General features: G+C 69.2%; 23 protein-coding genes and 1 tRNA gene. 11 read left to right on the top strand and 13 right to left on the bottom strand.

All coding sequences use genetic code 11. The features are described from left to right. The 4 genes from NN2_RS37900 to NN2_RS29355 form a co-directional block, all read left to right on the top strand. On the top strand, positions 1–692 hold a 692-nt coding region (locus NN2_RS37900; protein ID WP_169812462.1), incomplete at its 5' end, for a YncE family protein. Further along, positions 692–982: a DUF5703 family protein gene (locus NN2_RS29365; protein ID WP_051024622.1), complete on the top strand. Its 291-nt coding sequence runs from the start codon at positions 692–694 to the stop codon at positions 980–982. The genes NN2_RS37900 and NN2_RS29365, both read left to right, overlap by 1 nt. Positions 983–985: 3 nt before the next feature. Then, positions 986–2,080: a quinone-dependent dihydroorotate dehydrogenase gene (locus NN2_RS29360; RefSeq protein WP_063017764.1), complete on the top strand. Its 1,095-nt coding sequence runs from the start codon at positions 986–988 to the stop codon at positions 2,078–2,080. 173 nt (positions 2,081–2,253) lie between these two features. Continuing rightward, a complete protein-coding gene (locus NN2_RS29355; RefSeq protein WP_063017777.1) occupies positions 2,254–4,086 on the top strand; it encodes an AMP-dependent synthetase/ligase in 1,833 nt (610 codons plus the stop codon). 79 nt (positions 4,087–4,165) lie between these two features. Here NN2_RS29355 and NN2_RS29350 read toward each other — a convergent pair whose 3' ends face one another. Both NN2_RS29350 and NN2_RS29345 read right to left on the bottom strand, forming a co-directional pair. Further along, entirely contained in the window at positions 4,166–4,717 is a 552-nt protein-coding gene (locus tag NN2_RS29350; protein WP_063017762.1) for a YbhB/YbcL family Raf kinase inhibitor-like protein, read from the bottom strand. A 33-nt stretch (positions 4,718–4,750) separates the two neighbouring features. After that, the gene (locus NN2_RS29345; RefSeq protein ID WP_063017760.1) at positions 4,751–6,100 is read right to left on the bottom strand and encodes a M20/M25/M40 family metallo-hydrolase; all 1,350 of its coding nucleotides are present in this window, start codon (positions 6,098–6,100) and stop codon (positions 4,751–4,753) included. Between the two features lie 276 nt (positions 6,101–6,376). Between NN2_RS29345 and NN2_RS29340 the strand changes: the two genes are divergently transcribed. Together NN2_RS29340 and NN2_RS29335 are read left to right on the top strand one after the other, a co-directional pair. Next, entirely contained in the window at positions 6,377–7,030 is a 654-nt protein-coding gene (locus NN2_RS29340; RefSeq protein WP_156511504.1) for a hypothetical protein, read from the top strand. A gap of 3 nt (positions 7,031–7,033) precedes the next feature. Beyond that, the gene (locus NN2_RS29335; protein ID WP_063017756.1) at positions 7,034–7,402 is read left to right on the top strand and encodes a hypothetical protein; all 369 of its coding nucleotides are present in this window, start codon (positions 7,034–7,036) and stop codon (positions 7,400–7,402) included. Positions 7,403–7,432: 30 nt separating this feature from the next. Here NN2_RS29335 and NN2_RS29330 read toward each other — a convergent pair whose 3' ends face one another. Next, positions 7,433–8,338 (bottom strand): sterol desaturase family protein, encoded by a 906-nt coding sequence (locus tag NN2_RS29330; RefSeq protein ID WP_063017754.1) that lies wholly within the window; start codon positions 8,336–8,338, stop codon positions 7,433–7,435. A 176-nt stretch (positions 8,339–8,514) separates the two neighbouring features. Between NN2_RS29330 and NN2_RS29325 the strand changes: the two genes are divergently transcribed. The 4 genes from NN2_RS29325 (at position 8,515) to NN2_RS29310 (ending at position 11,325) form a co-directional block, all read left to right on the top strand. Beyond that, complete coding sequence (locus NN2_RS29325; protein ID WP_231982848.1) at positions 8,515–9,978, top strand: sensor histidine kinase; 1,464 nt, start codon at positions 8,515–8,517, stop codon at positions 9,976–9,978. Further along, positions 9,975–10,631: a response regulator gene (locus NN2_RS29320; protein ID WP_082857365.1), complete on the top strand. Its 657-nt coding sequence runs from the start codon at positions 9,975–9,977 to the stop codon at positions 10,629–10,631. Before NN2_RS29325 ends, NN2_RS29320 begins: the two co-directional genes overlap by 4 nt. A gap of 186 nt (positions 10,632–10,817) precedes the next feature. After that, the gene (mihF, locus tag NN2_RS29315; protein ID WP_030516894.1) at positions 10,818–11,132 is read left to right on the top strand and encodes an integration host factor, actinobacterial type; all 315 of its coding nucleotides are present in this window, start codon (positions 10,818–10,820) and stop codon (positions 11,130–11,132) included. A 107-nt stretch (positions 11,133–11,239) separates the two neighbouring features. Continuing rightward, positions 11,240–11,325: transfer RNA gene (locus NN2_RS29310), tRNA-Leu, on the top strand. Between the two features lie 351 nt (positions 11,326–11,676). Here NN2_RS29310 and NN2_RS29305 read toward each other — a convergent pair. The 8 genes from NN2_RS29305 to NN2_RS29275 all read right to left on the bottom strand — a co-directional run bounded on the left by NN2_RS29305 (position 11,677) and on the right by NN2_RS29275 (position 18,728). Continuing rightward, positions 11,677–12,327, bottom strand: coding sequence for a hypothetical protein (locus tag NN2_RS29305; RefSeq protein ID WP_146098561.1), 651 nt, complete (start codon positions 12,325–12,327; stop codon positions 11,677–11,679). Continuing rightward, on the bottom strand, positions 12,324–12,578 hold the full coding sequence (locus tag NN2_RS37490) for a hypothetical protein (RefSeq protein ID WP_146098560.1): 255 nt from the start codon (positions 12,576–12,578) through the stop codon (positions 12,324–12,326). The genes NN2_RS29305 and NN2_RS37490 overlap by 4 nt, the downstream gene beginning before the upstream one ends. Before the next feature lie 103 nt (positions 12,579–12,681). After that, positions 12,682–14,403: a SulP family inorganic anion transporter gene (locus NN2_RS29300; protein ID WP_063017748.1), complete on the bottom strand. Its 1,722-nt coding sequence runs from the start codon at positions 14,401–14,403 to the stop codon at positions 12,682–12,684. 126 nt (positions 14,404–14,529) lie between these two features. Beyond that, a complete protein-coding gene (locus tag NN2_RS29295; protein WP_227463153.1) occupies positions 14,530–15,342 on the bottom strand; it encodes an SAM-dependent methyltransferase in 813 nt (270 codons plus the stop codon). An 85-nt stretch (positions 15,343–15,427) separates the two neighbouring features. Further along, positions 15,428–15,712 (bottom strand): hypothetical protein, encoded by a 285-nt coding sequence (locus NN2_RS29290; RefSeq protein WP_063910908.1) that lies wholly within the window; start codon positions 15,710–15,712, stop codon positions 15,428–15,430. A gap of 9 nt (positions 15,713–15,721) precedes the next feature. Beyond that, entirely contained in the window at positions 15,722–17,026 is a 1,305-nt protein-coding gene (locus NN2_RS29285) for a S8 family serine peptidase (RefSeq protein WP_063017744.1), read from the bottom strand. Between the two features lie 65 nt (positions 17,027–17,091). Next, on the bottom strand, positions 17,092–18,003 hold the full coding sequence (locus NN2_RS29280) for an NAD-dependent epimerase/dehydratase family protein (protein WP_063017742.1): 912 nt from the start codon (positions 18,001–18,003) through the stop codon (positions 17,092–17,094). 59 nt (positions 18,004–18,062) lie between these two features. Next, complete coding sequence (locus NN2_RS29275) at positions 18,063–18,728, bottom strand: PaaI family thioesterase (protein WP_063017775.1); 666 nt, start codon at positions 18,726–18,728, stop codon at positions 18,063–18,065. 149 nt (positions 18,729–18,877) lie between these two features. Here NN2_RS29275 and NN2_RS29270 point away from each other — a divergent pair, with 149 nt between their 5' ends. Then, entirely contained in the window at positions 18,878–19,357 is a 480-nt protein-coding gene (locus NN2_RS29270; protein WP_063017739.1) for a nuclear transport factor 2 family protein, read from the top strand. On the opposite strand, the gene hrpB is transcribed toward NN2_RS29270, so the two are convergent. Together hrpB and NN2_RS29260 are read right to left on the bottom strand one after the other, a co-directional pair. Continuing rightward, positions 19,354–21,795 (bottom strand): ATP-dependent helicase HrpB, encoded by a 2,442-nt coding sequence (hrpB, locus tag NN2_RS29265; protein ID WP_156511503.1) that lies wholly within the window; start codon positions 21,793–21,795, stop codon positions 19,354–19,356. The genes NN2_RS29270 and hrpB overlap by 4 nt on opposite strands. Continuing rightward, positions 21,792–23,417 (bottom strand): class I adenylate-forming enzyme family protein, encoded by a 1,626-nt coding sequence (locus tag NN2_RS29260; RefSeq protein WP_063017772.1) that lies wholly within the window; start codon positions 23,415–23,417, stop codon positions 21,792–21,794. The genes hrpB and NN2_RS29260 overlap by 4 nt, the downstream gene beginning before the upstream one ends. Positions 23,418–23,440 lie beyond the last annotated feature (23 nt).

Below are 23,440 nucleotides of genomic sequence, written 5' to 3'. Positions count from 1 at the left end.
CCCCGGGCGAGGTGCTCGTCGCGGCCGGGCGGGAGGTGTTGCGCGTCGATATCGCCACCGCCGCGATCCGCCCGGTGCCCGTCGACGGCGACGTGCGCGCGATCGCGCGGCGCGGGGACGGCCGTCTGGTGGCCGGACTCGACGGTGGCCGCGTGCAGATCCTCGACGCGGACGGACATCCGAACAAGACCATCAGCGGCCTGGGCACCGTCGACGCGGTGGCCGCCACGGCGAACGCGGTCGCCACGCTGGATCTGGACCAGACCACTCTCACCGAACTCGACCTCGATCGCGACCGCGCGGGGCTGGCCCTGCGCGCGGGCCTGGGCGCCACCCATGTGATCAGCGACCATTACGGCCGCCTGCTGGCCACCGATACCTCCGGCGGAGCCCTGCTGGTCTACACGACCGATCCGCTGCTGCTGCGCCAGCGCTTCCCGGTCGGGCCCTCCCCCTACGCCCTGGCCTACGATGAACGGTCCGACACCGTGTGGCTCACGCTCAGCGGAAGCAACGAGGTGGTCGGTTTCGATCTGTCGACCGGTATACCGGAAGAAGTGGGTCGCTTCGCAACGGTGCGCCAGCCCAATTCGCTGACGATCGACAGCCGCACCGGCGACATGTTCGTCGGGTCGGCAACCGGAGACGGTCTGCAACGCATCGGCGCGGACCAGAGGAAGAGAGGTCAGTGATGGCTCGAGCGCCTCGATACGAGTCGGCGTCCGGCGCCGCACACCACGACCGGCGCAGACGGTCGATTCCCGCGGGATGGGAGGAGACCAGCGAAGAAGGAGAATACGAGTACGTGCCGCTACGACTACCCCCGGACGTGAATCGGGTCACCGCGTCCATGCGCCTGGCCATCCAGGCCGAATTCGGCGGCTGGGAGCTCTCGCGAGTGCGCGCCTACACCGACGGCAGCCGGCGAGTGTTGTTGCGGCGGCGCAAAACCAGCTTCCCCGTGACCGAAACGGGGATGTGAGGGATGTATTCCTTATTCCTGCGGTTGCTGTTCCTGGTGCCGCCCGAGCGTATCCATCACCTCGTGTTCACCGTCATCCGGCTCACGACCGCTTTCCCGCCCACACGATGGCTGGCCCGAAAACTCACCGCGGCCGGCGATCCGATCCTCTCCACCACCGTCTTCGGCGTCCACTTCCCGGCGCCGCTCGGGTTGGCGGCCGGGTTCGACAAGAACGCCGCCGGTGTGAACGCTTGGGGTGCACTGGGTTTCGGGTTCGCCGAGATCGGCACCGTCACCGCGCAGGCGCAGCCGGGTAATCCGGCGCCGCGACTGTTCCGGTTGCCTGCCGACCACGCGCTGATCAACCGGATGGGCTTCAACAATCACGGGGCCGCCGCAGCCGCGGGACGGCTGGCCGCACGCCGGAGCGGTGGCGTGCCGATCGGCGCCAACATCGGCAAGACCAAGGTCGTGGAGCCCGAACACGCCGCCGAGGACTACGCGCTCAGCGCGCGGCTGCTGGGCCCGCTCGCGGACTTCGTCGTGGTCAACGTCAGCTCACCCAACACCCCGGGGCTGCGCGATCTGCAGGCCGTGGAATCACTGCGCCCGCTGCTGCGCGCGGTGCTCGACAGCGTCGCGGCCGGCGCCGAACCCAAACCGGTCCTGGTCAAGATCGCCCCCGACCTGTCCGACGAGGACATCGACGCGGTCGCCGACCTGGCCGTCGAACTCGGGCTCGCCGGAATCGTGGCCACCAACACCACCATTCGCCGCGACGGACTGGCCACTCCGGCCGCCCAGGTCGCCGCGATGGGCGCGGGTGGGTTGTCCGGACCGCCGGTCGCCGACCGCTCGCTCGAGGTGCTGCGCCGCCTCTACGCCCGCGTCGGAGACCGGCTGGTACTGATCTCGGTCGGCGGCATCGAGAACGCCGACCAGGCCTACGAGCGCATTCTCGCGGGAGCGTCGTTGCTGCAGGGCTACACCGGGTTCATCTACGGGGGGCTGTTCTGGACACGCTCGGTGCACCGCGGCATCGCCGCGCGCCTGCGCGCGGACGGATACCGCAGCCTCGCAGAGGCCGTGGGCGCCGCCCACACCGCCCGCGCCTGAGCGCGGCCGGCCCCTCCCGCTCGCCGATCCCTCTGCTGCGGCCGGTTTCCGGTGCGCGGAGCCGGTTGCTACCGGCCGGAACAGCCCCCCGAATGTCCGATTTCACGTTTAGGATGGGTGATCCGCATCACGTCCCCGACGTGATGTTCGTGCACCGACCGGGAACAAGGGATATGACCACAGCAGAGATCGGCTACACCCACCACACCGGCGCCACGGTCCGCACCGTGCCCGAGGCCTTCCAGCAGACGGCGACACTACGCCCGAATCAGGTCGCGTTGCGGACCGTCGGCGGTACCCAGCAGATCACCTGGGCCGACTACGCGCGCCGGGTGCGCGCGATCGCGGCCGGGCTGGCGAAACTCGGTGTCGCGCACGGTGACACGGTCGGGATCATGCTCACCAACCGGCCGGAGTTCAATCTGGTCGACACCGCGATCCTGCATCTGGGCGCCACCCCGTTCTCGGTGTACAACACCAGCTCTCCCGAACAGATCGCGCACGTGTTCGGCAACGCCGAGAACGGCGTGGTCGTCACCGAACAGGCGTTCCTGGCGCCGATCACCGCCTCCGGGGTGAAACTCGAGCACGTGATCGTCGTCGACGGCGCCGAACCCGAGGGCGGGCTGACCCTCGATCAGGTCGAGAACGATCCGGCCGAGGATTTCGATTTCGACGCTGCCTGGCAGGCGGTGCGGCCCGACGATCTGGCCACCCTGATCTACACCTCCGGCACCACCGGGCCGTCGAAGGGCGTGGAGATCACCCACGCCAATGTCGTCGCCCAGATCGTCGCGCTCACCAACGGCGCGCTCGTCGCCGATATCGAAGCGCGGGCGGTGTCGTACCTGCCGGCCGCCCATGTCGCCGACCGCATCTCCGGACACTGCCTGAACCTGTTCACCGGCGTCACCATCACCTGCGTGCCGGATCCGCGCGAGATCGCCGCCGCCCTGCCCGATGCCCGGCCGACCTTCTTCTTCGGCGTGCCGCGGGTGTGGCAGAAGATCAAGGCCGGTGTCGACGCGGCGATCGCCACCGAATCCAGCGCGGTCAAGAAGGCGCTGGCGCAGTGGGCGATCGGCGTCGGCGTGGCCACCGCCCGGGCGCGATTGGCCGGCGGCAACGGCGGCCCGCTGCTGGCCGTCCAGCACAAACTCGCCGATGCGCTGGTGTTGTCGAAGTTGCGCGCCACCCTCGGCCTGGACGAGTTGAAGGTCGCCTCCTCGGGCGCGGCCGCGATCCCGCCCGAGACGCTGGAATTCCTGCTCGGGCTGGGCTTCACGGTCAGCGAGGTGTGGGGCATGTCGGAGACCACCGGCGTCGGCACCTTCACCGAACTCGAGAAGCCGCGACCCGGTTCGGTGGGCCGGGCCGTCGACGGGGTGGAGATCCGCCTCGACAGCGACGGCGAACTGCTCATCCGCGGCGGCATCGTCAGCCACGGCTACCGCAAGATGCCCGAGAAGACCAGTGAGGCCATCGATTCCGACGGCTGGCTGCACACCGGCGATATCGCGACCATCGACGGCGACGGCTATGTCACCATCGTGGACCGCAAGAAGGAATTGATCATCACCGAGGCGGGAAAGAACATCTCCCCCACCAACATCGAGAATTCGGTGAAGGCCGCCTCGTCGCTGATCGGCCAGATCGTCGCCATCGGCGACTCCCGCCCGTACATCGCCGCGCTGGTCGTGCTCGACCCCGACACCGCCGCCGTGCGCGCGAAGGCGCTGGGCATCCCCGACGCCGATCTCGACGCCCTCGCCGCCCATCCGCAGATCCTCGAGGAGGTGCGCGCCGCGATCGTCGCCGGCAACGCCAAACTGTCGCGGGTGGAGCAGATCAAGCGTTTCCGCATCCTGGCGCGGGCCTGGGAACCCGGCGGCGTGGAACTCACTCCCACGCTGAAGTTGAAGCGCTCGCCGATCGCCGCCGAGTACGCGGCCGACATCGCCGAGCTCTACACCGATCCGGTCCCCGAGGGAGTGCACAACCTCTAGTCGAATCGGTTCGGACACAGTCTGTTTCGCGTCGGCGGGGTCTTCGGCAGTTACCGAAGACCCCGCCGACGCGTCGAGACTACTTCTGTTCGTAGGTGCCGACGAGCGTCGCACGCGCGATGGCGTGGGAGAACAGATTGAAACCCAGATAGGCCGGGGTCGCGTCCGCGCCGACGCCCAGCGATTCGACGTCCACGGCGTGCACCACGATGAAGTAGCGGTGGTAGCCGTGTCCGGGCGGCGGACCGGCGCCGACGAATCCGGCGAAGCCGCCGTCGTTGCGCAACTGGATCGCCCCGCTCGGCAGGGCGCCGCCTTCGCTGCCCTCTCCGGCGCTGCCCGCACCCGATTCCAGCGAGGTCACCGACGCCGGGATGTCGGCGACGGCCCAGTGCCAGAAGCCGGAGCCGGTCGGTGCGTCCGGGTCGTACATGGTGACCGCGAAACTCTTGGTCTCGGCCGGGAATCCGCTCCACGACAACTGCGGCGAGATATCTCTGCCGCCCGCCCCGAACACCCCGCTGACCTGTTCGTTACCCAGCGGCTGTCCGTCGGTGACATCGGTGGAGGTGAGGGTGAACTCGGGCAGCTGCGGCAACGCCGCATAGGGATTGTAGGAATAGTCGGGCACGAGGACCGTCCTTTCTGCTAGTCGAGCGGATCGTCAGCTGTGCAACAGGAAATGCTCCATGACGCGAGCGCCGAATTCCAGCGCCGAGACCGGCACCCGTTCGTCCACGCCGTGGAACAGTGCGGAGAAATCCAGCTCCGGCGGCAATTGCAGCGGCGCGAAGCCGAAACACCGAATTCCCAAGCGCGCGAACGCTTTCGCGTCCGTGCCGCCGGACAGCATGTAGGGCACGGTGCGGCCGTTCGGGTCGTGGGCCAAGATCGCGTCGTTCATGGCGTCGACCAGATGCCCGTCGAACGTTGTCTCGTAGGAGTCGAGTCTGGTGATCCACTCGCGCTCCACGTCCGGGCCGATCAGCTCGTCGACCTCCCGTTCGAAGGCCGCCTGCCGGCCCGGCACCACCCGGCAGTCCACCGTCGCCTCGGCGGTCTGCGGAATCACATTCGCCTTGTACCCGGCGCGCAGCATGGTCGGGTTGGCGGTATCGCGCAAGGTCGCGCCGATGATGCGCGAGATGGTGCCCAGTTTCGCGAGCTGACCCTCGATATCCGGGCTGTCCGGATCGAAGTCGATGCCGGTCTCCTCGCTGACCGCGGCCAGGAATTCGGCCACCGAATCCGACAGCACCAGCGGGAACGTGTGCTTACCCAGCCGCGCCACCGCCTCGGCCAGAATCGTGACCGCGTTGTCGTCGTGCAGGAACGAGCCGTGGCCCGCGCGGGCCTTGGCGCGCAATCGCATCCAGCCCAGGCCCTTTTCGGCGGTCTCCACCAGATACAGTCGCCGCTCGGTGCCGTCACGGCGCGGCACGGTCAGCGAGAAGCCGCCGACCTCGCCGACCGCCTCGGTGACCCCTTCGAACAGATCCGGCCGGTTGTCGGCCAGCCACTGCGAACCCCACTTGCCGCCGTTCTCCTCGTCGGCGAGGAACGCGAACACCAGATCGCGCGGCGGCACCGTGCCCTCGATCTTGAACTGGCGGGCCACCGCCAGCATCATGCCGACCATATCCTTCATGTCGATCGCGCCGCGGCCCCACACGTAGCCGTCGCGGATCGCGCCCGAGAACGGATGCACACTCCAGTCCGCGGCCTCGGCCGGCACCACGTCCAGATGGCCGTGGATCATCAGCGCGCCACGACCGCGATCGGCTCCGGGCAAGCGCGCGAACACATTTCCGCGTCCGGGGGCTCCCGACTCCACGTATTCGGTGGTGTAACCGGCCTGCTGCAACTGGTCGGCCACCCACTGCGCACATTCGCGTTCACCCTTGGTGGTTTCCAGCACCCCGGTATTGGAGGTGTCGAAGCGAATCAGCGTGCTGACCAATTCGACCACTTCGGCTTCCGCCCGGGAGCGGGACTCGCGCTGTACACCTGTCACGCCCCTTTCCTACCACGCGTCGCGCCGGGGCGAATGACGCCCGACCCGGCCGGGCCCGTGGAACCCCGCATCGACGTGCGTCTCGGCACGCTCACATCGCAGCGGGCTCCCCGCGCCTGCTCGGGCAATGTCGAACGCGTTGTGATCTCGCTGATCGAATTGTCCGGCCGGGGCGTCGCCGGAGATCGGCGGCGTGCCCCGACGGTGCCGTCGGCTCGGCGAGATTCTTCGCATATCGGGCGCGCGGATTCCGGTAGTGACACTTATCATTCCGGCATGCGCCGTCGTAGGTGGCTTCGGGCCGCGGTGTGCTCGATCGTGTTGATCGCCTGTGGCTGCGTCGGCGCGGTGGAACGCGACGCCTTCGAGCAGCGGATCCGCGCTCGCGGGGGTGGCCTGGTGGACGCCCTGCCGGCCGCGGCATTCGAGGCGGTGCGAAACCGGCTGGGCACCGGCGACATTCAGGCCGGCGTCGTGATGTTCGTCGCTCCCGAGTCGACGCAGTTCCGCCTGGTCCTGGCCGATCAGCCCGAGCAGGTGACCCGATTTCTTGCCGACCACGACGATCTGAGCACCCGTGAACCGGTCGTCCACCTGCGCGTCCGAAGTCCGCAGCGCCCACGCGAACTCGACGACTACTCCTATCGCCTCGGCGCCGTGAGCGCACCGCGGCCGGTGCGCGTCTCGGCCTTCGACGACCTGGACGGCGAATGCTACTCCCTCGGCGATGTACCCGGCCTCACCCGGCTCGAGTCGATCGTCGAGACCGCCCGCGCCCGCAGTGGCCTCGCCGACGGTGTCGTTCCGGTGATCGTCGTGAGCCGATTCGGGCGCGACATCCGTATCGTTGCCGACGTGACCTCCGCGCGGTCGGACATGATCGCCGAATTCGATTCCGCCGGTTCGTTTCTCCGTATCCGGCAGGTGTGAACAGTGGCCGGACCGATCGTTTCCGCACTCGGCGCCGGCGTCAGCGCCGGGAGTCTCGTCAGCTTCGTCCTGCCACTGGCGATCTGGCCCGGGGAGGCCCGGCTCACGGCGCCGCTGTTCTGCCGGTCTCCCTACCTGGATCCGATGGTGGTGTCGGACACCGTCCAGGATTCCGAGGGGACGTCGGTGAACTACACGCTCTACTGCGTGAGCGAGCGCGGCGCTCTGACCGACGAAGGTTTCGCGCTGCCGTTCCTCACGCTGTTCGCGGCGCATATCGTCCTGGTCACCGTCGTCGTCCTGGTGGCGGTGCTGTGGACGCCCAACTCGTCGGCGGACACTCCGGCGGCGACCGGCGCCGTGGAGCTGTGACGCCCCAGCGGCGCGGTCCACGCCGATGCGCTAACCCGTCGTAACGGCGGCGCCGGCCGGTTCGGGCAGCTGTCCGATCGGTGTCCCCGTCGCGTTCTCCCGCCAGCCCGGCGGGCCGAAGACATAGCCCAGTCGCCCCCGCCAGGTTCGGGCGTGGCGCACGTCGCGCAGAAGCGCCGCGAATTCGTGGTAGTTGACCTTCAGCGGATTCCCGGTACCGATGTCGTGGGTGAGCCCGTAGCGGATGGGTTCGGATTCGGCGGCGAAACTGCCGAACATGCGATCCCACACGATGAACACACCGCCGTAGTTGGTATCGAGGTAGGGCTGGTTGGAACCGTGGTGCACGCGGTGATGGGCCGGGGTGTTGAAGACGAATTCGACCGGCCGCCACAGGGTTCGGACGCGCTGGGTGTGGATCGGGAATTGATAGAGCAGCCCGAGGGTGTTGAGCAGGAAGATCATCCACGCGGGGAAGCCCAGCAGTGCGGCCGGCACCCATGCCAGGCTGCGCGTCATCGAGGCGATCGGGTTCAGCCAGGGCAACCGGATCGCGGTCGTGAGATTGAAGTGGGTGCTGGAGTGGTGCACCGAATGAGCCGTCCACAGCAACCGGATTCGATGATCGGCCCGATGCGCCCAGTAGTAGCAGAAATCGGTGACCACCAGTCCCAGCAGCCACACCCACCAGTCGCGCGGTGACAGGTGCAGGGGTGTCCACGAGGCCGCCAGCACGATGGTGGAGAACGGCAGCACGTATTGCAGCAGCGGCTTGGTGAGCTGGCCGATCGCATAGGTGGCCCAGTTGGTGGCCGCCTCGCGTCCGTATCGCCCGCTGGGTGCGCGGTCGGGATCGCGGCGCGCGTCCCACCACTCCACGGCCATCATGGCGATGAAGGCGGGCACCGCGTACAGCGCCAGGTCCGCATTGTTCATCCGAACTCCTGTCCGATCCGTGATCCGGCCGTACGCGGGAACCGAGGTGTCCCCGCGCGCGGCGTGCCACAGCGACGGTAATGCCGCCGACCAGCCGGAACATCGGGCCCGAGAGGGATTGCCGATCCCCCGGCCGAGGGACTCGCCGTCCCGGTCCGCGCCGGTATCGTCGCGGTGTGTTGTGGGAGCGAGCGGTGTCGCCGAGCCCGTGGGCGCTGCTGCGGCGCACTCCACGGCGGCCGGGGGCAGAGAGCGCGGCGGAGCCGCCGGGCGGTGAACTGCATGCGGTTCGCCGGTCGCTGACCAGGCAGTCGGTGGCGGTCGCGGTGGTCGCGGCCGTGGTGGACGCGGTCGTCTTCACGCTCTCCGGCATCTTCGCCGTAGCGCCCGGCCCGGCCGCCGCGGTCCTGGTGGCCATCGTGGCGGCCGATCTGGCCTTCGCGGCGCCACCGGCGACGGCTGCGGTCGTCGCGGTCGTCCAGGTCGGGATCCGGCTGGCGGTCACCGTGTTGCTGCACCGGCACGGGCTGCCCGTCCGGGTGGCCGACGTCGGCTTCCTCGTGGCCGGCTATCGGGCGGGTGCCTGGTTGTCGGGCCGGGCCTCACTGGTCACGGTGCCCGTCCTGGTGCTGGGGGCGTGCGGTGCGCCGCTGATCGCCGGCGGGGCGCCTGCGGCGGACTGGCGGCTGCTGCTCACATCATCGATCTCCGGTGGCGTCGTGCCGTGGCTGGTCGGCCGCTACACCGCAGGTCGCGGCGCCTACATCGCGGAACTGGAGCAGCGCGAACGGCTCGCCCGCCAGCAGCAGCGGACCGCGCTGGAACGGGCGCTGACCGACGAACGCGAAGCGATCGCCCGCGACCTGCACGACGTCATCTCCCATCACGTGAGCGCGATCGGCATCCATGCGGGCGCGGCGCGTCTGGCGCTGCACGGAAGCGGCGCCGCCGCCGCCGCGGCGACGCGCTCGCTGTCGGCGGTGGAATCGGAGAGCCGCGCCGCGATGGTGGATCTGCGCCGTCAGCTGGATCTGCTGCACGGCCGCGAGGACGCCGCCCGCCAGCCCGGTATGGCCGATATCGACGATCTGGCCGACCGCGTGCGCGGCGCCGGGCTGGACCTGACCGTCACCACCACCGGCGCCGAACTACCCCGTTCGCTCGACATCACCGTCTACCGGATCGTCCAGGAACTGCTCACCAACGCCCTGCGCCACGGCGCCGGCAGCGCGCGGCTGACGGTCCGCAACGACGGTACCGGGGTCGAGATCGAGCAGTCCAATCCGCTTGCCGGCGAAGAGGATTCGAACGTGTCCGCACCTTGCGCACCGGCGCGACCGCTCGGTTCGGCAGCGACTCCGCACGGGCCCGATGCGGTCCGCTTCCCGGCCGCTGAGCGTGCGACCGTCCGCGCCACCGCACCGGCCGGGGCCAGGTTCCGTTCCGGCCGGCGAACGCCGGCGCGAGAACGCGCGACCGTCGCCCGGCCGGGTGGTGCCGCGCCGGAAGAGACCACGGGCGTGCACCGGGGACTCGACGGCATCCGCCGGCGCGCGGAGTTGTTCGGCGGCAGCGTGGACCACGACGTCGCCGACGGTCACTGGCGGGTTCTCGTCCGGCTCCCAGGCGGGCGGTCGTGACGGGCACGGTCCGGGTCCTCATCGCCGACGACCACGCGATGTTCCGGTCCGGACTGCGGGCCGTCCTCGATGCGGCCCCGGACCTCGAATGCGTCGGCGAGGCGGGCGACGGTCGCACCGCCGTCGCCGACACCGCACGGCTGCGGCCCGATGTGGCGATCCTCGACATCCGGATGCCGAAACTCGACGGTCTGGCAGCCACGGAGGCCATCGTGGCCGCCGGCGGTACCCGGGTGCTGGTCCTGACCACCTACGACAGCGAGGCGAGCCTCGCGCGCGCCCTGCAGGCCGGTGCCAGCGGCTTCCTGCTCAAGACGCTGCCTCCGGAGGAGCTGATCGCGGCGATCCGCGTGGCGGTGCGCGGTGACGCGATCATCGACCCGTCGATGACCCGCCGGCTGGCCACTCGGCTGGCCGACACGCTGGCCCCGGCGCCACCGCCGGATCACGCCCTGACCGCCCGGGAACAGCAGGTGCTCCTCCTGCTCGCCGACGCCCGCAGCAACAGCGAAATCGCCGCCGCCCTGGGGGTCGGCGAGGAGACCGTGAAGACCCACGTCTCCCGGATTCTGGCGAAACTGCAAGTGCGCGACCGCATTCAGGCCGTCGTGTACGCCTACCGGCACGGCCTGGTGCGATCGCCCGGCCGCTAGCCGTCCGCCGGGCACCCCGACGACGTGGGCGAATCGTGGCAAATTTCCCGCATCTCGGGTATCCGAACCCCCGCCACCACCGCCGAACCGGGATTATCCTCGCGGTGTGTCGACCCATCACCGGGCTGCCGGTGATGTTCAATCGGTGCCGTTGAGGTTCCAGCGAACGAGTGAAAGGTTAGAGACATGGCACTTCCCACCATGACCGCCGAGCAACGCTCCGAAGCGCTGGCCAAGGCGGCCGCGGTCCGTAAGGCGCGGTCGGAACTGATCGAGCAGATTCGCAAGGGCTCGGTCTCGTTGGCCCAGGTGCTCGAGCGTGCCGACAAAGAGGACCTGGTCAAGAAGACGAAGGTCGCCGCGGTCATCAAGGCTCTGCCCGGCATCGGGCCGGTCAAGGCGGCAAAGCTGATGGACGAAGCCGATATTCCGGTCGACCGCCGTATCGGCGGCCTGGGGTCCCGTCAGCGTGCCGCACTGCTCGAGGCGTTGACGAACTAGCCCTCCCGAAGGCGGCGCTCAGCAGTCACCCGCGAGTCCGGGACCTGCACGGACACCCGTGATTTGGACCTCGCGGAGAGATCCGTTAACCTTGCTGAGCACCACCGGTCCGGGTGGCGGAATGGCAGACGCGCTAGCTTGAGGTGCTAGTGCCCTATTAACGGGCGTGGGGGTTCAAGTCCCCCTCCGGACACTGTGTGTAACTCGGAGTTACAGATAACCCCCGGCTTCGGCCGGGGGTTATCTGTTTCCCGAAATTCTATCGCGTCGGCTCCGCGCCGTCGGAGTGTTCGCCCACATGGGCTCCCCCGAATATGGCACGAACCTGCTGTGAGTTCAGTTTCCGCTGGTCGCAGCTGCTGATTTGGGCGGGCTCAGCCGGCTCCCGATGTGGCCCGGTCGTGGTCTCGGAGTAGCCTGCGGTCCCGCGCCTATGCGGGCCGACCATCACGCGCGGCCGGAAAGCGGCGTGACGCCACCGATACAACTGCGCCGAGTGCGCGACGTTCGTCCGCGACTCTCGAGGCTAGCGGTTTGTCACCGGCTAGTGCAGTTCTCCGATGGGGTAATCGGGCACTGTAACCCCCGCGCTGTTGAAACAGAACCAATACCAGTCGCCACCGAGGTGACGGGATGCGCCTGCCGCGGGCCGGTGGCCGGAATGATCGGCAAAGCCACTCCCCATCGAGCAATAGTTCGCCATAGGGCCAGTCCTGAAGTAGATGCCGTCGTCGCGGCGTTCCACACCGCGTATGCGATAAAGGCCGAGGCGGCCACCTTCGAACGTCCGTGGATCGACCCCAGCAGTCACCTGCTGTGCCGCATCGTCGAAGGCGTGCGCCGAGAGGTACCAGCGTGCAGCCATTGGCAGGTGTGCGCTCCATGAAATGGCCGTGAGCGCGATTATCAGTACGGGAGCAGCCAGGGGGCCGAGCTCAGGTACCCGAAGCCGCCGGGATCGGATTGCCAGGATCGGGTAGGTGATGACCACGGTCCACACCACAACCGCCACGAATGCCCCGCCGAGGATCTCCGACGGGGACAACGACATGATCTCGGTGCCGGCCGGCTCGCTCGCCGGGACGAGTATCCCAAGGCAGGCCACGACAGTGCAGACGAGCAGAAGAAGCCTGCGAAGCAGTGACCGGTGTCGTCGGTTCCATGGTGTGCTTTTCTTGGTCGGGGCCGTACTCACGGCAGGAGCCTAGGCTCCTGGCCGCGATCGTGGGTGTCGGTGTGTCGCCGCCGATGAAAGGTTGCCGCTGCGCCGTCACTCCTGTCGAGTTTGTCTGTAATACAACCAAATTCGCCGTGGCCATCGCGCACAGCCTCGCGGGTGATCGGTGACAGGCCGGTTCGGAGGAACAACTGCCCCGCACAGTCGTTGTCGCGCGCGGGGAGATGCTGCAACTGGTTGTTGTCAGCTCCGGATTCGAGTTCGGTCACCGACCGACCACACCGACACAGGCTCTCGCGCCAGCCATTACATCCACGGCGTCCCTGACATCAGCGGTTACGCCACAGAACGTGGAACTGTCCGCGACGGCCTCTATCGCGGCGATTCGGCGCCGTCGGAGTCCGAGTGTTCGCCCACATCGGGCAGATCCGCGACTGCCGCTGTCACGGTCGGGTACAGCCCGACCGGCGTCGAGCCCGCTTCGGCGGTGCCCAACGCGTCACCGAACTGGCCGATCGAGCGGGCGATCCGGAAATCGATGTGGCGCCGGCCCAGATCGTCGCGCAGATCCGCCAGCATCGCCGCGGCGGTGACGTCGATACTCGGCGAGGTCTCGGCATCGAGCACCACCAGCCGGGTGGCGTCGGTGCACAGCTGCTCGATACGACCGCGCACATAGTCGGCGTTGGCGAAGAACAGGCCCGATTCGACGCGCACGACCACCAGATCCGGCCGCTGGGTCAACTCGGGATGCCGGTCCGCGTCCAGCCACAGCGTGCCCGACCGCACCACCGGCGCCACATGCGGGCGCGACGAGCGGTACACCAGCAGCAGCATGGAGATGCCGATGCCGATCAGCAGGCCGGGCAGCGTATCGAACAGCAGGACGCCGATCATCGCCGCGACGGCGGCGGTGAAGTCGGCACGGGCGGCCTTGCCGTAGATTCCGCCCAGCCGCTGCGTCCACACCCGATACAGCCGCCGCAGCGCCGCGAAGTCGACCAGCTCGATCACCGCCGCGATCACCACACCCGCCAGCGTCGCCTCGGGCAGGTTCTCGAACAGGCCGGTGAGGAACAGCAGGGTCAGCACCGTCAGCGCCGCCACCACCAATCCGCTGCCCTGTGATTTGGCCCCTGCCGAGCCGTTGACGGCGGTTTTGGACAGGCTTCCGTTCACGACCATGCCCGACGCCAGCCCGGCGCCCAGATTCGCCGCTCCCAGGCCGAGCAGTTCGCGGTTGGCGTCGATCTGGTAACCCGCTTCGGCCGCATAGGTTTTCGCCGCACCGAGGCCCTCGGCGAAGCCGATCAGCAGGACGCCGACTGCGGGGCCCAGCAGATCGATGTAGTCGCTGACATCGAGGCCGTCCGGAAGTCCCAGCGCCGGCAGACCGGAATCGATATGGCCGACGATGGCGACTCCGCGCTCGTCCAGATCGAACACCGCGACCGCGCCGATCCCGGCCAGCACGGCCAGTAACGAACCGGGTACCAGCGGCAGCCATCGCTTCACCACCAGCACGATCGCCAGACTCACGAAGCCGACCACCACGGTCCGCCACTGCGCATCGCCGAGGTGGCGCAGCACTCCCCACGCCTGTTCGAAGAAATTGCCCGCGTGCTTGGGGATGCCGAGCAGTTTCGGCACCTGGCCGATGATGATGGTCAAGGCCAGCCCGATGATGAAACCCTTCAGGACCGGTTCGGAGATGAACGCCGCGACGAAGCCGAGCCGGATCGCTCCCGCGATCAGGCCCACGATTCCGGTGGCGATGGCCAGCCCCGCCGAAAGCGCGATGTAGCGGCCGCCATCGGCACCCGCCATCGGTGTCACGATCGCCGCCGACAGTGCCGCGGTCGCCGACATGGGTCCCACGACCAGATGGCGGGAACTGCCCGCCAGCGCGTAGAGCACGAGCGACGGTACGGCCGCGTAGAGGCCCACGACCGGCGGCACACCCGCGATCGTGGCGTAGGCCAGTGCCTCGGGCACCAGCACCGCCCACACGGTAAGTCCGGCGACGACATCGGCGCGCAACCACTGCGGGCGATATCCCGCCAAGGACTCGAGTATCACCCAGCGTGCCGCCACCTGTCCTCCACACGTCCGCGGGACCGGTCTTCTCGATCACCGACCGTCGTTGCCGCTCGGCAGCGACGCTAACGGCGGTGGCGGCGGGCGCGCGTCACACGTTGCGGGTGAATTCGTGGTCGGCGCTCACACCTTCTTGCCGACCGCGCCGTAGAGCGAGACCTTCTTGTCGTGGTCGGCGGGATGTTCGATGCCCTCCTGCCGCCACCGGTGAATGACCTCCACACCCGGCTCGACGAGTTCGAGGCCGTCGAAGAAGCGGGCGACCTCGTCACGGCTGCGCGGGCGCACCGGAATGCCCTGATCCGAATACACCTGCAGCAGGCGGCCCATCCCGTCGGGATCGTTGGCACCGTTGTCGAAATCCGTGGTGACATGGCTCATCGCGAGATACGAACCGGGGGCCAGCGCATCCATCAGCGTGTTCACCATGGCGTAGACGTCACCGGGCACGAAGTGGACCACCGCCATCAGCGAAATCGCCACCGGCTGCGACAGATCCAGCGTGTCGCGCAGCTCGCGAGAAGCGAGGATCGCCTCGGGATCCGCGGCGTCGGCCTGCACATAGGTGGTACGGCCTTCGGGGGCGCTCACCAGCAACGCCCGTGCGTGCGCGAGCACGATCGGATCGTTGTCGACGTACACCACCCGCGACTCGCATGCGTGTTCCTGCGCGACCTGGTGCAGATTGGGTTCGGTCGGAATCCCGGTGCCGATGTCGAGGAACTGGCGCACACCCTGCTCGGCGAGATAGCGCGTCGCGGTGCGCATGAATTCACGGTTGGTGCGCGCGGTCAGGCGGACCGCGGGAAAGTTCGCGAGAGCGGTCTCGGCGGCGCGGCGGTCGGCCTCGTAGTGGTCCTTGCCGCCGAGAAAGTAGTCGTACATGCGGGCTGGGTGTGCCACATCGGTGCGCAGGTCGACCGGATGATCGGACACGGGAAGGCTCCTCGCGGGTCGGGAATGTATCGCCGATATATAGCGCATACGATCCAATTCGGCAGGGGGACGGCGTAATTCGCGATCAGGCCGGGGCGGAGTTGTCTGGCGGGTGCCGGGGCGACCGGGGATCGGGATCGGCGTCGTGCGCGGGGCCGATACGCGGATCGGCGAAGATCTCGGCCGCATCCGAGACCGCCGCCGCCCGCGTCGCGGCCGCATCGCTCACCCGCAGGGCATACAGGTGTTGGTCCGGGTCCACCGCGACGAGGCCGTAATCGAGGTCGACCTCGGCCTCGGTGAGGTGCAATTCACGCAGCGCCGCCGCCAGGGTGGCGTCGCTGGAGAGCCGGACGGTGAGCAGCGGCATGGTTCCACGCTACGCGCGGATCTCGGTGTTCTTCAGCTCCGCCAGCAGCGCGGCGGCGTTCACCACACCGAATCCGTAGTCGTAGTCGAACCCGCCGGGCTGCGCGGTTGCGGTGCGCCGCAACAGGTCTCGCAGCTGGGCCGGTGCCAGCTTGCTCGCCGGATAGACCGTGCGGATCGCCGCGACCAGTCCGGCGGCGACCGGGCAGGCCGCCGACGTTCCCGTATCGGGCTCTTTCGCGCCGAATACCGTCGACCCGAGGAAGTGGGTGTAGCTGCAGATGTCGGGTTTGCGGTCGGACAACCGGCCCGGCCCCTGCGAGGAGTAGCCGACGCGCTGTCCCTTGCTGTCGACTCCGCCGATGCTCAGCACGCTCGGATGCGAATTGGCGCCGCCGATCGGCCGATCCTGGTACGCGCACCGCGAATCGGGACAGTCGCGACCGCAATTGCCCGCGGCGAACAGGATGTCGGCGCCGGCCGCTTCCAGCGAACCGACGATCACGTTGAACGGATGCGACGGGTTGTCGGAGTAGTTGCCGGGCTGCCCCACCGGGAAGTCCCAGTCCGGTGAGAAGGCGCCCCAGCTGTTGCTGATCACCAGCGTGCGGGTGGCCTCCGGCTGGTCGGTGAGCACGGTGCGCAGATGGGCGTAGGCGGCCAGCGCGTCCGACAGCAGCCCGTCCATCGTGGAGCCGCCGCGAGTCTTGCTCTGCAGCACCGGAATATCGAGCAGCGTGGCGTTCGGCGCACCGATCAGGGTGTCGAACGCGCACATCGATCCGTGGTCGACCGGGAACTGTCCGGCCGTGCCGCTCACCCCCGGCGGATTCCAGCTGCGCGCGGCGTCGACGATCACCGGACCGCCGCGGGCCTGCTCGACGCGTGCGGCGTTGACGCCGGTGTCGACGATCGCGACCGCGACCGATTTTCCGTCCATCCCACCGGCGGCCAGATCGCCGGTGTGCAACAGGGTTTGCACGTCGTGCCAGGTGCCGACCGCTGGATCGCCGCCGCAGGTGAGGTTCGTCTCGATCCGCGGGTCGGCGAAAACGCCTGCCACGCCGCGGGTTCCGGTCAGTCGCGCCACCGTGGCGTCGAGGTCGTCGTCGGGGATCTGCCCGCGCACCACCACCGAACGCGCGCCCGCTCGGTCGGCGGCGACGGTATCCGGGACGGACAGTGGGGCGAAGTCGTGGTCGAGGTCGAACCCGGGCAAATCGCCGGCGACATCCGCCGGGGCCACCGAGACGGCCGGATCGGCAACTGCGGCAATCAGATCGGCGGAGGGACGGAGTTGGATGAGTGCGCGCATATCTGCCATCCTGCCGCCAATTGCCGCGAATTTCCCCCTATTGCGCGAACGGAGTGCTCACCCGGTCAGCGCGCGGCCGACACCACGTCCACGAGGGCTCGGACTGCGCGCCGGCAGTCGTCGCGGCTGTAGCCCAGCAGGCGCACTTCGTCGGGATCCGGTTCGTAGGCCAGGGTGTTGCCGCGGCCCTGGATGATCGAGGCATCCGGCTGCAATCGGTGCGGCTCGTCGCGCTCGGTGATGACCCGCCCGCCGCCCGCGGCGTCGACGAGCATCTGGAAGAACTCCCGATACGACAGGTTCTGGTCGCCGACGAGGTAGGCCGCACCGGGCTCACCCCGCACCAGTGCGCCCCGAATCGCCTGTGCGAGTGAGGCAGCGGACATGTAGTTGGTGCCGCCGGCGGGTGCGAAGTCGGGGATGTCGGGTTCGTTCCCCGCCGCCCAGGAGATCATCCGCCGATAGCGGCGAGCCGACGTTCCCGGCACCGCACCGATGATCGACGGTGGATTGAGGGTGCACGCGGCGAACGAATCGTCGGCGAGCGCGCGGGCGCCCTCGTCGGCGGCTTTGCGCGCCGCGATATACGGGTTGCGCTCGGCGAGGTCGGGGCGTAGCTGGTGGTAGTAGCTGCCGACCTGCACGAAGCGCGGCACGCCGGCCTGCTTGGCCAGGGCCGCGAAACGGGGTACGCCGACGCTCTGGGTGGTCTCCCAGAATCGCCGGGTGTCGTCCTCGGGAGTCATGTGCCGCACGTCCTGCCCTGCGGCGAACACGATGCCGTCGAAGCGTTCCAGTTGTGCCGGGGTGAAGGTGGGCACCGTGTAATCGCCCAGCAGCAGCGGAAAATCGGCAACCGGTGAATCGGCCGATATCGGGCCGCGGCCCGCGACGGTGACCTCGTCACCGTGCTCGCGCAGGTGCAGCGCGGCGTGCACGCCGATCATGCCGGTGCCACCGACGATCAGAATCTTCATCTGCGGACATCTCTCGCTGAGTGGGAACAGGGGCGTGGCCGGTCGGTTCCGGTCGCTCGTCAGCGCGGCCGGGGAACCCGTTTGTCGATGAACAGACCCTCCACCGACACGCAGAGGGTGCCGTCGGCGCTGTGGATCGCGCCGGCCGAGTTGATCTTGCGGCCCTCCTCGGACACCATCCGGCCGCTGACCGTGAGCGGCTCGAACAAGGGGGTCGGACGGTGATACCGCACATTCAGTTGCGCCGTCGCGCCGCTGCGGCCCGACCAGGCGTTCGCCACCCCGAGCGTGTGGTCGAGCAGCAGCGCGGCCACTCCCCCGTGCACATGTCCCGGCGGTCCCTGATATGGAAGCGTCAGGGTCACGACACCGTCCACCGACCCGTCCGCACGGCCGGTGAGTGCGAGGGGCGCTGCGATCGCGTTCTCCGGACCGGTGACCGGATCGTGCCGGGTCACGCCTTCACCACGCCACATGTCGATCAGCCGTTCCGCGACCACCGGGGCATGCTGCTCGAGGTGGTCGGCGATGTTGTCGAGTTCCTCGGCCACCCGGTCCAGATTCGCGTTGGTCCGGTCGGTGCGCAGCAGGGCGTCGATCACCCGCCGCGCCGCGGCTGTCGCGCGGTCGACCGGGACGTCCTGCAGTTGCGAGGTCAGGACGATATCGGCAGGTGAATTGCTCACTGTGGGAACGCTTTCCGGTTCCGGATCGGCCGACGTCATCGCATCCATCGTGGTTTCTCCTCTGCCGTTCGCGGTTGTCGCGATACGTCAATCGCACGTTAGCGTTGTCGACCGGTCGGATGTCCGGCGAGGTCCCACCCACCGGAAAGCTCTGTTCCGGCGTAGGGCCGAGCGGCGAGGATGGGACCGTGGAACCCGCGGACCGACTTGCCATCACCACACTCGCGGCGGGATATGCGCGCGCCGCCGACCGACGGGACAGTGCGGCGCTCACAGCGCTGTTCACTCCGGATGCGGTCCTCGTATTACCACCCGTGCTGAACGGGACGGAGCAAGCCGTGGAGGTGATGGGAAGGCAGCGCGTGGTCGCCTCGGTGGTGGACGCGGTGTCACGGTTCGTGCTCACCCGCCACGTCGTGGAACAGCATGTGCTCGAGCCGGTTTCACGCGACCGCGTGCACGGTGAGGTCTACTGCACGGCACACCACATCTTGCGGCGCGCGGACGGCTACCGGGACCGGCGGGTCGCCATCCGCTATCAGGACACCTTCGCCCGCATCGGCGAGAGCTGGTTGTTCTCCCGTCGGGAACTGGTGGTCGACTTCATCGAGGACGTCGCGGTTCGCGTTCCGGACGTTTCCAGCGCCGAGAACGCGGGCCCGGCCTAGCCGCGGCCGGCGTTGCGGGCCGAGCCGCGGTGGGCGGGCACGGTGGTGGGGTCTTCCGGCCAGGCGTGTTTGGGATAGCGGCCGCGCAGGTCCGCGCGCACGCGAGGCCAGCCGGTGCGCCAGAACGAGGCGAGATCCGCGGTGACCGCGACCGGGCGCTGAGCGGGTGAGAGCAGATGCAGCACGATCGGGACGCGGCCGTCGGCGAGGCGCGGTGCGTCGGTCCAGCCGAAGATCTCCTGGACCTTGATCGCGAGCACCGGCGGATCGGCGGAATAGTCGATGCGGGCGCGGCTGCCGGAGGGCACCTGCACGCGTTCCGGTGCCAGTTCGTCGATGCGCGCCGCGTCCGGCCAGGGCAGCAAGCGGCGCAGGGCCTGTGCGGTATCGATGCGTTCGAGATCGGCGCGGCGGCGTGCGGCGGCGAGTTCGGGTCCGAGCCAGGTGTCGGCGGCGGCGAGCAGCGCTTCGTCGTCGACCGCCGGCCACGGGTCGCCCAGGGTTCGGTGCAGGAAGTCGAGGCGCTGACGCAGGGCGGTCGCCTCGGCGGGCCAGGTCAGCAGGCCGAGCCCCGACGAGGTCAGCCCGCGGCGCACGGCGGCGCCGACCAAATCCGGATCCGGATCGCGAATGGGCTTCTCCGACAAGGTGATCGCACCCAGTCGTTCGACCCGTCGCGCCACCACGTCGCCGTCGACCCACTCGACCGCGTCGGTGGTCGTCAGCAGTTCCGAGGCTGCGCGGCGGGCCAGGCGCTCGTCCGCGACCGCGGCCAGCCGGATGTAACCCTCGGAACGCCCGGGGTCGCGGGTGGCGACACCGACCGCCAGCCATTCCGGATCACCGGTTCCCGAGCCGGGCGCAAGCGTGACCGCGGTTCCGCCGGCCATGAGATAGCTCGCCGAGCCGGGGGCGCGTCGGCGCGCCAGCCGTTCCGGATATGCCAGCGCCACAATATAAGCGGGATCGTCGGCCCCCTCCGGTCCGTCGACCGTTCGGGCCAGCCGCTCGGCCTCGCGTCGCCAGCGCACCGGCTGCTCACGCCGGAGCCGGTGCAGGCCCGCGGTGAGATCGGCACCCGAGATGAGGGTGTCGTCGTCGAGGACGGCGACGACTTCCGCGGCCGGTCGCGCCCCCACCTCGGCCGCTCCGTCGAGTAACGCGCGGGCCAGCCGCGGATGCAGCCCGATGCGGGCCATGCGCCGCCCGCGGTCGGTCACCGCACCGCCGGGGTCCACGGCTCCCAAGGCGTGCAGCACATTCCGGCCGGCGGTCAGCCCACCGGCGGGCGGCGGATCCCACCAGCTGAGACCGTGACCGTCCGCCGTGCCCCAGCAGGCCAGTTCCAGTGCGAGCCGGGTCAGGTCGGCGGTGCGGATCTCCGGCTCGGGATAGGCGGGCAAGGTGGCGTGCTCGTGCTCCGGCCAGCATCGCCACACCCGGCCCGGCGCCTCGCGCCCGGCCCGCCCGGCACGCTGGTCGGCGACGGCCGCCGAGACGCGAACCGTGGCGAGTCCGGATAGCCCCCGCGCCCGATCGATGCGTGGCACGCGCGCAAGGCCCGAATCCACCACGGCACGCACGCCCGGCACCGTCAGGCTCGACTCCGCCACCGCCGTGGCGAGCACCACGCGCCGCCGAGGTCCGGGACGCAAGGCCGTGTCCTGGCTCGCCGCGGATAATCTGCCGTGCAGCGGAACGATATCCACGCCGTCGTGGCCGTCCAGAAGTGCGGCGACTCTTCGGATTTCGGCCGCACCGGGAAGGAAGACCAGCACGTCGCCGTCGATTTCGGCCAGTGCGGTGCGGGTGGCGCGTGCGACCTGTGCGTCGATTCGCTCCCGGGGCAAGGGCGGGACGTAGGTTGTGGCCACGGGAAAGGTCTGCGCCTCGACCCGCACCACCGGCGCCGCGTCGTCCTCGCCCAGCAGCGTCGAAAGGCGTTCGGCGGCAACGGTGGCCGAGGTGGCGAGGACCCGCAGGTCCGGCCGCAATCCGGCCCGGGCGTCCAGCAGCAGCGCCAGCAGCAGATCCGCGTCCAGATGGCGCTCGTGACATTCGTCGAGGACAACCACGTCGACCCCCGCCAGTTCCGGATCGTCCTGCAGGCGGCGCACCAGCAAGCCGGAGGTCACGACCTCGATGCGGGTACGCCGCCCGACCCGTCGATCCCCGCGGACCGAGTAGCCGACGGTTTCGCCCACCTGCTCGCCGAGCAGCGTAGCCATCCGCGCGGCCGCGGCCCGTGCCGCCAGCCGCCGCGGCTCGGCTACGAGCACCCGGCCGGAGTTGTTCGCCGCCAGCGCCAACGGCACCAACGTGGTCTTTCCGGTGCCCGGCGGCGCGACCAGTACGGCGGTCTCGCGGTCGGCCAACGTCGCGACGAGATGATCGAGAACTGCCCGGACGGGCAGATCGGGAAGTTCGAGTGCGATCACCGCAGCCCCAGCATGCGCATCGCGGTGTCGCGTGCGGCCGCGCGGTCGGTCTTGCCGCCCGGGCCGAGGTCGAGCCGGTCCACCACCACGACATATTCGGGCGTGTATTCCCTGGTCACCCCGCGCGATGCGAGCCGGTTCGACAGCCCGGGCGCGTCCAGGGTCGCGCCGTCGGCGAGCACGATCACGGCGCAGACGCGTTCGCCGTAGACGTCGTCGGGAACACCGACGACAGCGACATCGGTGACCGACTCGTGCTCGCGCACCAGCTCCTCGATTTCGGTGATCGAGACGTTCTTTCCGCCCCGGATGACGAAATCCGATGTCCGCCCGACCACCCGCACCCGGCCGGTCTCGTCGATCTCGACGATATCGCCGAGCAATGTCCACCCGTCGGATGTGTAGAGCTCGGCGTCGGCGGCCGGGTCGTCCCAGTACCCGGCCGACACCAGTGGCCCGCGCACCGCCGGCCGGCCGCGGCGGACCGCACCGACCACGTCGGCGCCGGCATCGTCGAGCACGCGCACGTTCATCGCGGCGAGAGTCCGGCCGCAGGTGCGCAGTCTGGTGTCGATGTCGTCGTCGAGGGTGGTCCGGCTCACCGCGCCGCTCTCGTTGGAGCCGTAGAACTGCAGGACCTTCGCGCCGGTCCGTTCCTCGAACGCGCGGGCATCGCGATAGGGAACGGGCTCACCGCCGGTGTACAGCACCCGCAGGCTGGACAGGTCATGGCGTTCCAGCGCCCCGGAACGCAACAGCATCTTGAATTGCGTACTGACGCAGCATAATACGGTGACCCGCTCGCGCTCGATGAGCATCGCGGTCTCCTCGGCGTCGAAGCGCGTGCCGACGACGACCGGTATGCCCAGCAGGGCGGGCAGGAAATGCGCCGACCACAGGCCGAATCCGTACGGCGCCGGGACCACCGAGCAGACGATGTCCCGCGATCCGATCCGAGCGCCCAGCATCGCCTCGCGCGCGAAGGCCGTCCATCGTCGCTCGGTGTGCGCGACGATCTTCGGTGTCCCGGTCGTCCCCGACGTCGAGTTGAGGATGGTCACCTGCGATGGTGTGAAAGGCACTGTGGCGGAATATGTTTCGGTCGTCGGCGTCGTGCCGGAACGGTGGCGCGCGACGGCTCCGGACTGCTCGTCGACGACGAGAACGTCGCCGGGCATCACACCCTCGGCCTCGAGTTCGCGGACCAGCGCCTGCCAGGATCTGCCCCGGATTTCGGGCACGGTGACCAGCGTCGACGCCTCGGTCCGGCGCATCACGTGCGCGATCTCGCGCACGCCGGATCGCATCCCGACGGCCGCGGCGATGCGTCCCGCGCGGTAGCACCCGCACAGCGCCGCGTGAACGGCCGCGGTATCCGGGAGCAGCAGCGCGACCCGCGAACGGGGACCGCCGGAAGTAGAACGCAACGCCGCACAGATCGCGTCCGCCGACCGGTCGTATTCGCTCCAACCGGTCGGCCCACCGGTAGTGACGAATGCGGCCCGGTGCGGAATCCGCTGCGCCCAGATGCGAACGATGTCGCTGATCGCGTGGTCCGTATACGACTCCGGCGTGGTCGCGAAACTGCCCGGAACGATCGACTCCGCAGCGCGGTTCGTCATGATCACCTCACTCACCTACCGCC

The organism is Nocardia nova NBRC 15556 (assembly GCF_001613005.1).
GTDB lineage: Bacteria > Actinomycetota > Actinomycetes > Mycobacteriales > Mycobacteriaceae > Nocardia > Nocardia nova.
The sequence above is the reverse complement of the archived record's forward strand: the minus strand, read 5'-3'. Positions and strand labels throughout refer to the sequence as shown.

Excerpts from the sequence above, each read along its gene's own strand:
- NN2_RS29285 (WP_063017744.1), bottom strand. The coding sequence starts at position 17,026 with ATGCGCGCACTCATCCAACTCCGTCCCTCCGCCGATCTGATTGCCGCA.
- NN2_RS29275 (WP_063017775.1), bottom strand. The coding sequence starts at position 18,728 with ATGACGTCGGCCGATCCGGAACCGGAAAGCGTTCCCACAGTGAGCAAT.
- NN2_RS29290 (WP_063910908.1), bottom strand. The coding sequence starts at position 15,712 with ATGCCGCTGCTCACCGTCCGGCTCTCCAGCGACGCCACCCTGGCGGCG.
- NN2_RS29355 (WP_063017777.1), top strand. The coding sequence starts at position 2,254 with ATGACCACAGCAGAGATCGGCTACACCCACCACACCGGCGCCACGGTC.
- NN2_RS29340 (WP_156511504.1), top strand. The coding sequence starts at position 6,377 with ATGCGCCGTCGTAGGTGGCTTCGGGCCGCGGTGTGCTCGATCGTGTTG.
- NN2_RS29330 (WP_063017754.1), bottom strand. The coding sequence starts at position 8,338 with ATGAACAATGCGGACCTGGCGCTGTACGCGGTGCCCGCCTTCATCGCC.
- mihF (WP_030516894.1), top strand. The coding sequence starts at position 10,818 with ATGGCACTTCCCACCATGACCGCCGAGCAACGCTCCGAAGCGCTGGCC.
- NN2_RS29365 (WP_051024622.1), top strand. The coding sequence starts at position 692 with ATGGCTCGAGCGCCTCGATACGAGTCGGCGTCCGGCGCCGCACACCAC.
- NN2_RS29260 (WP_063017772.1), bottom strand. The coding sequence starts at position 23,417 with ATGACGAACCGCGCTGCGGAGTCGATCGTTCCGGGCAGTTTCGCGACC.
- NN2_RS29360 (WP_063017764.1), top strand. The coding sequence starts at position 986 with ATGTATTCCTTATTCCTGCGGTTGCTGTTCCTGGTGCCGCCCGAGCGT.
- NN2_RS29280 (WP_063017742.1), bottom strand. The coding sequence starts at position 18,003 with ATGAAGATTCTGATCGTCGGTGGCACCGGCATGATCGGCGTGCACGCC.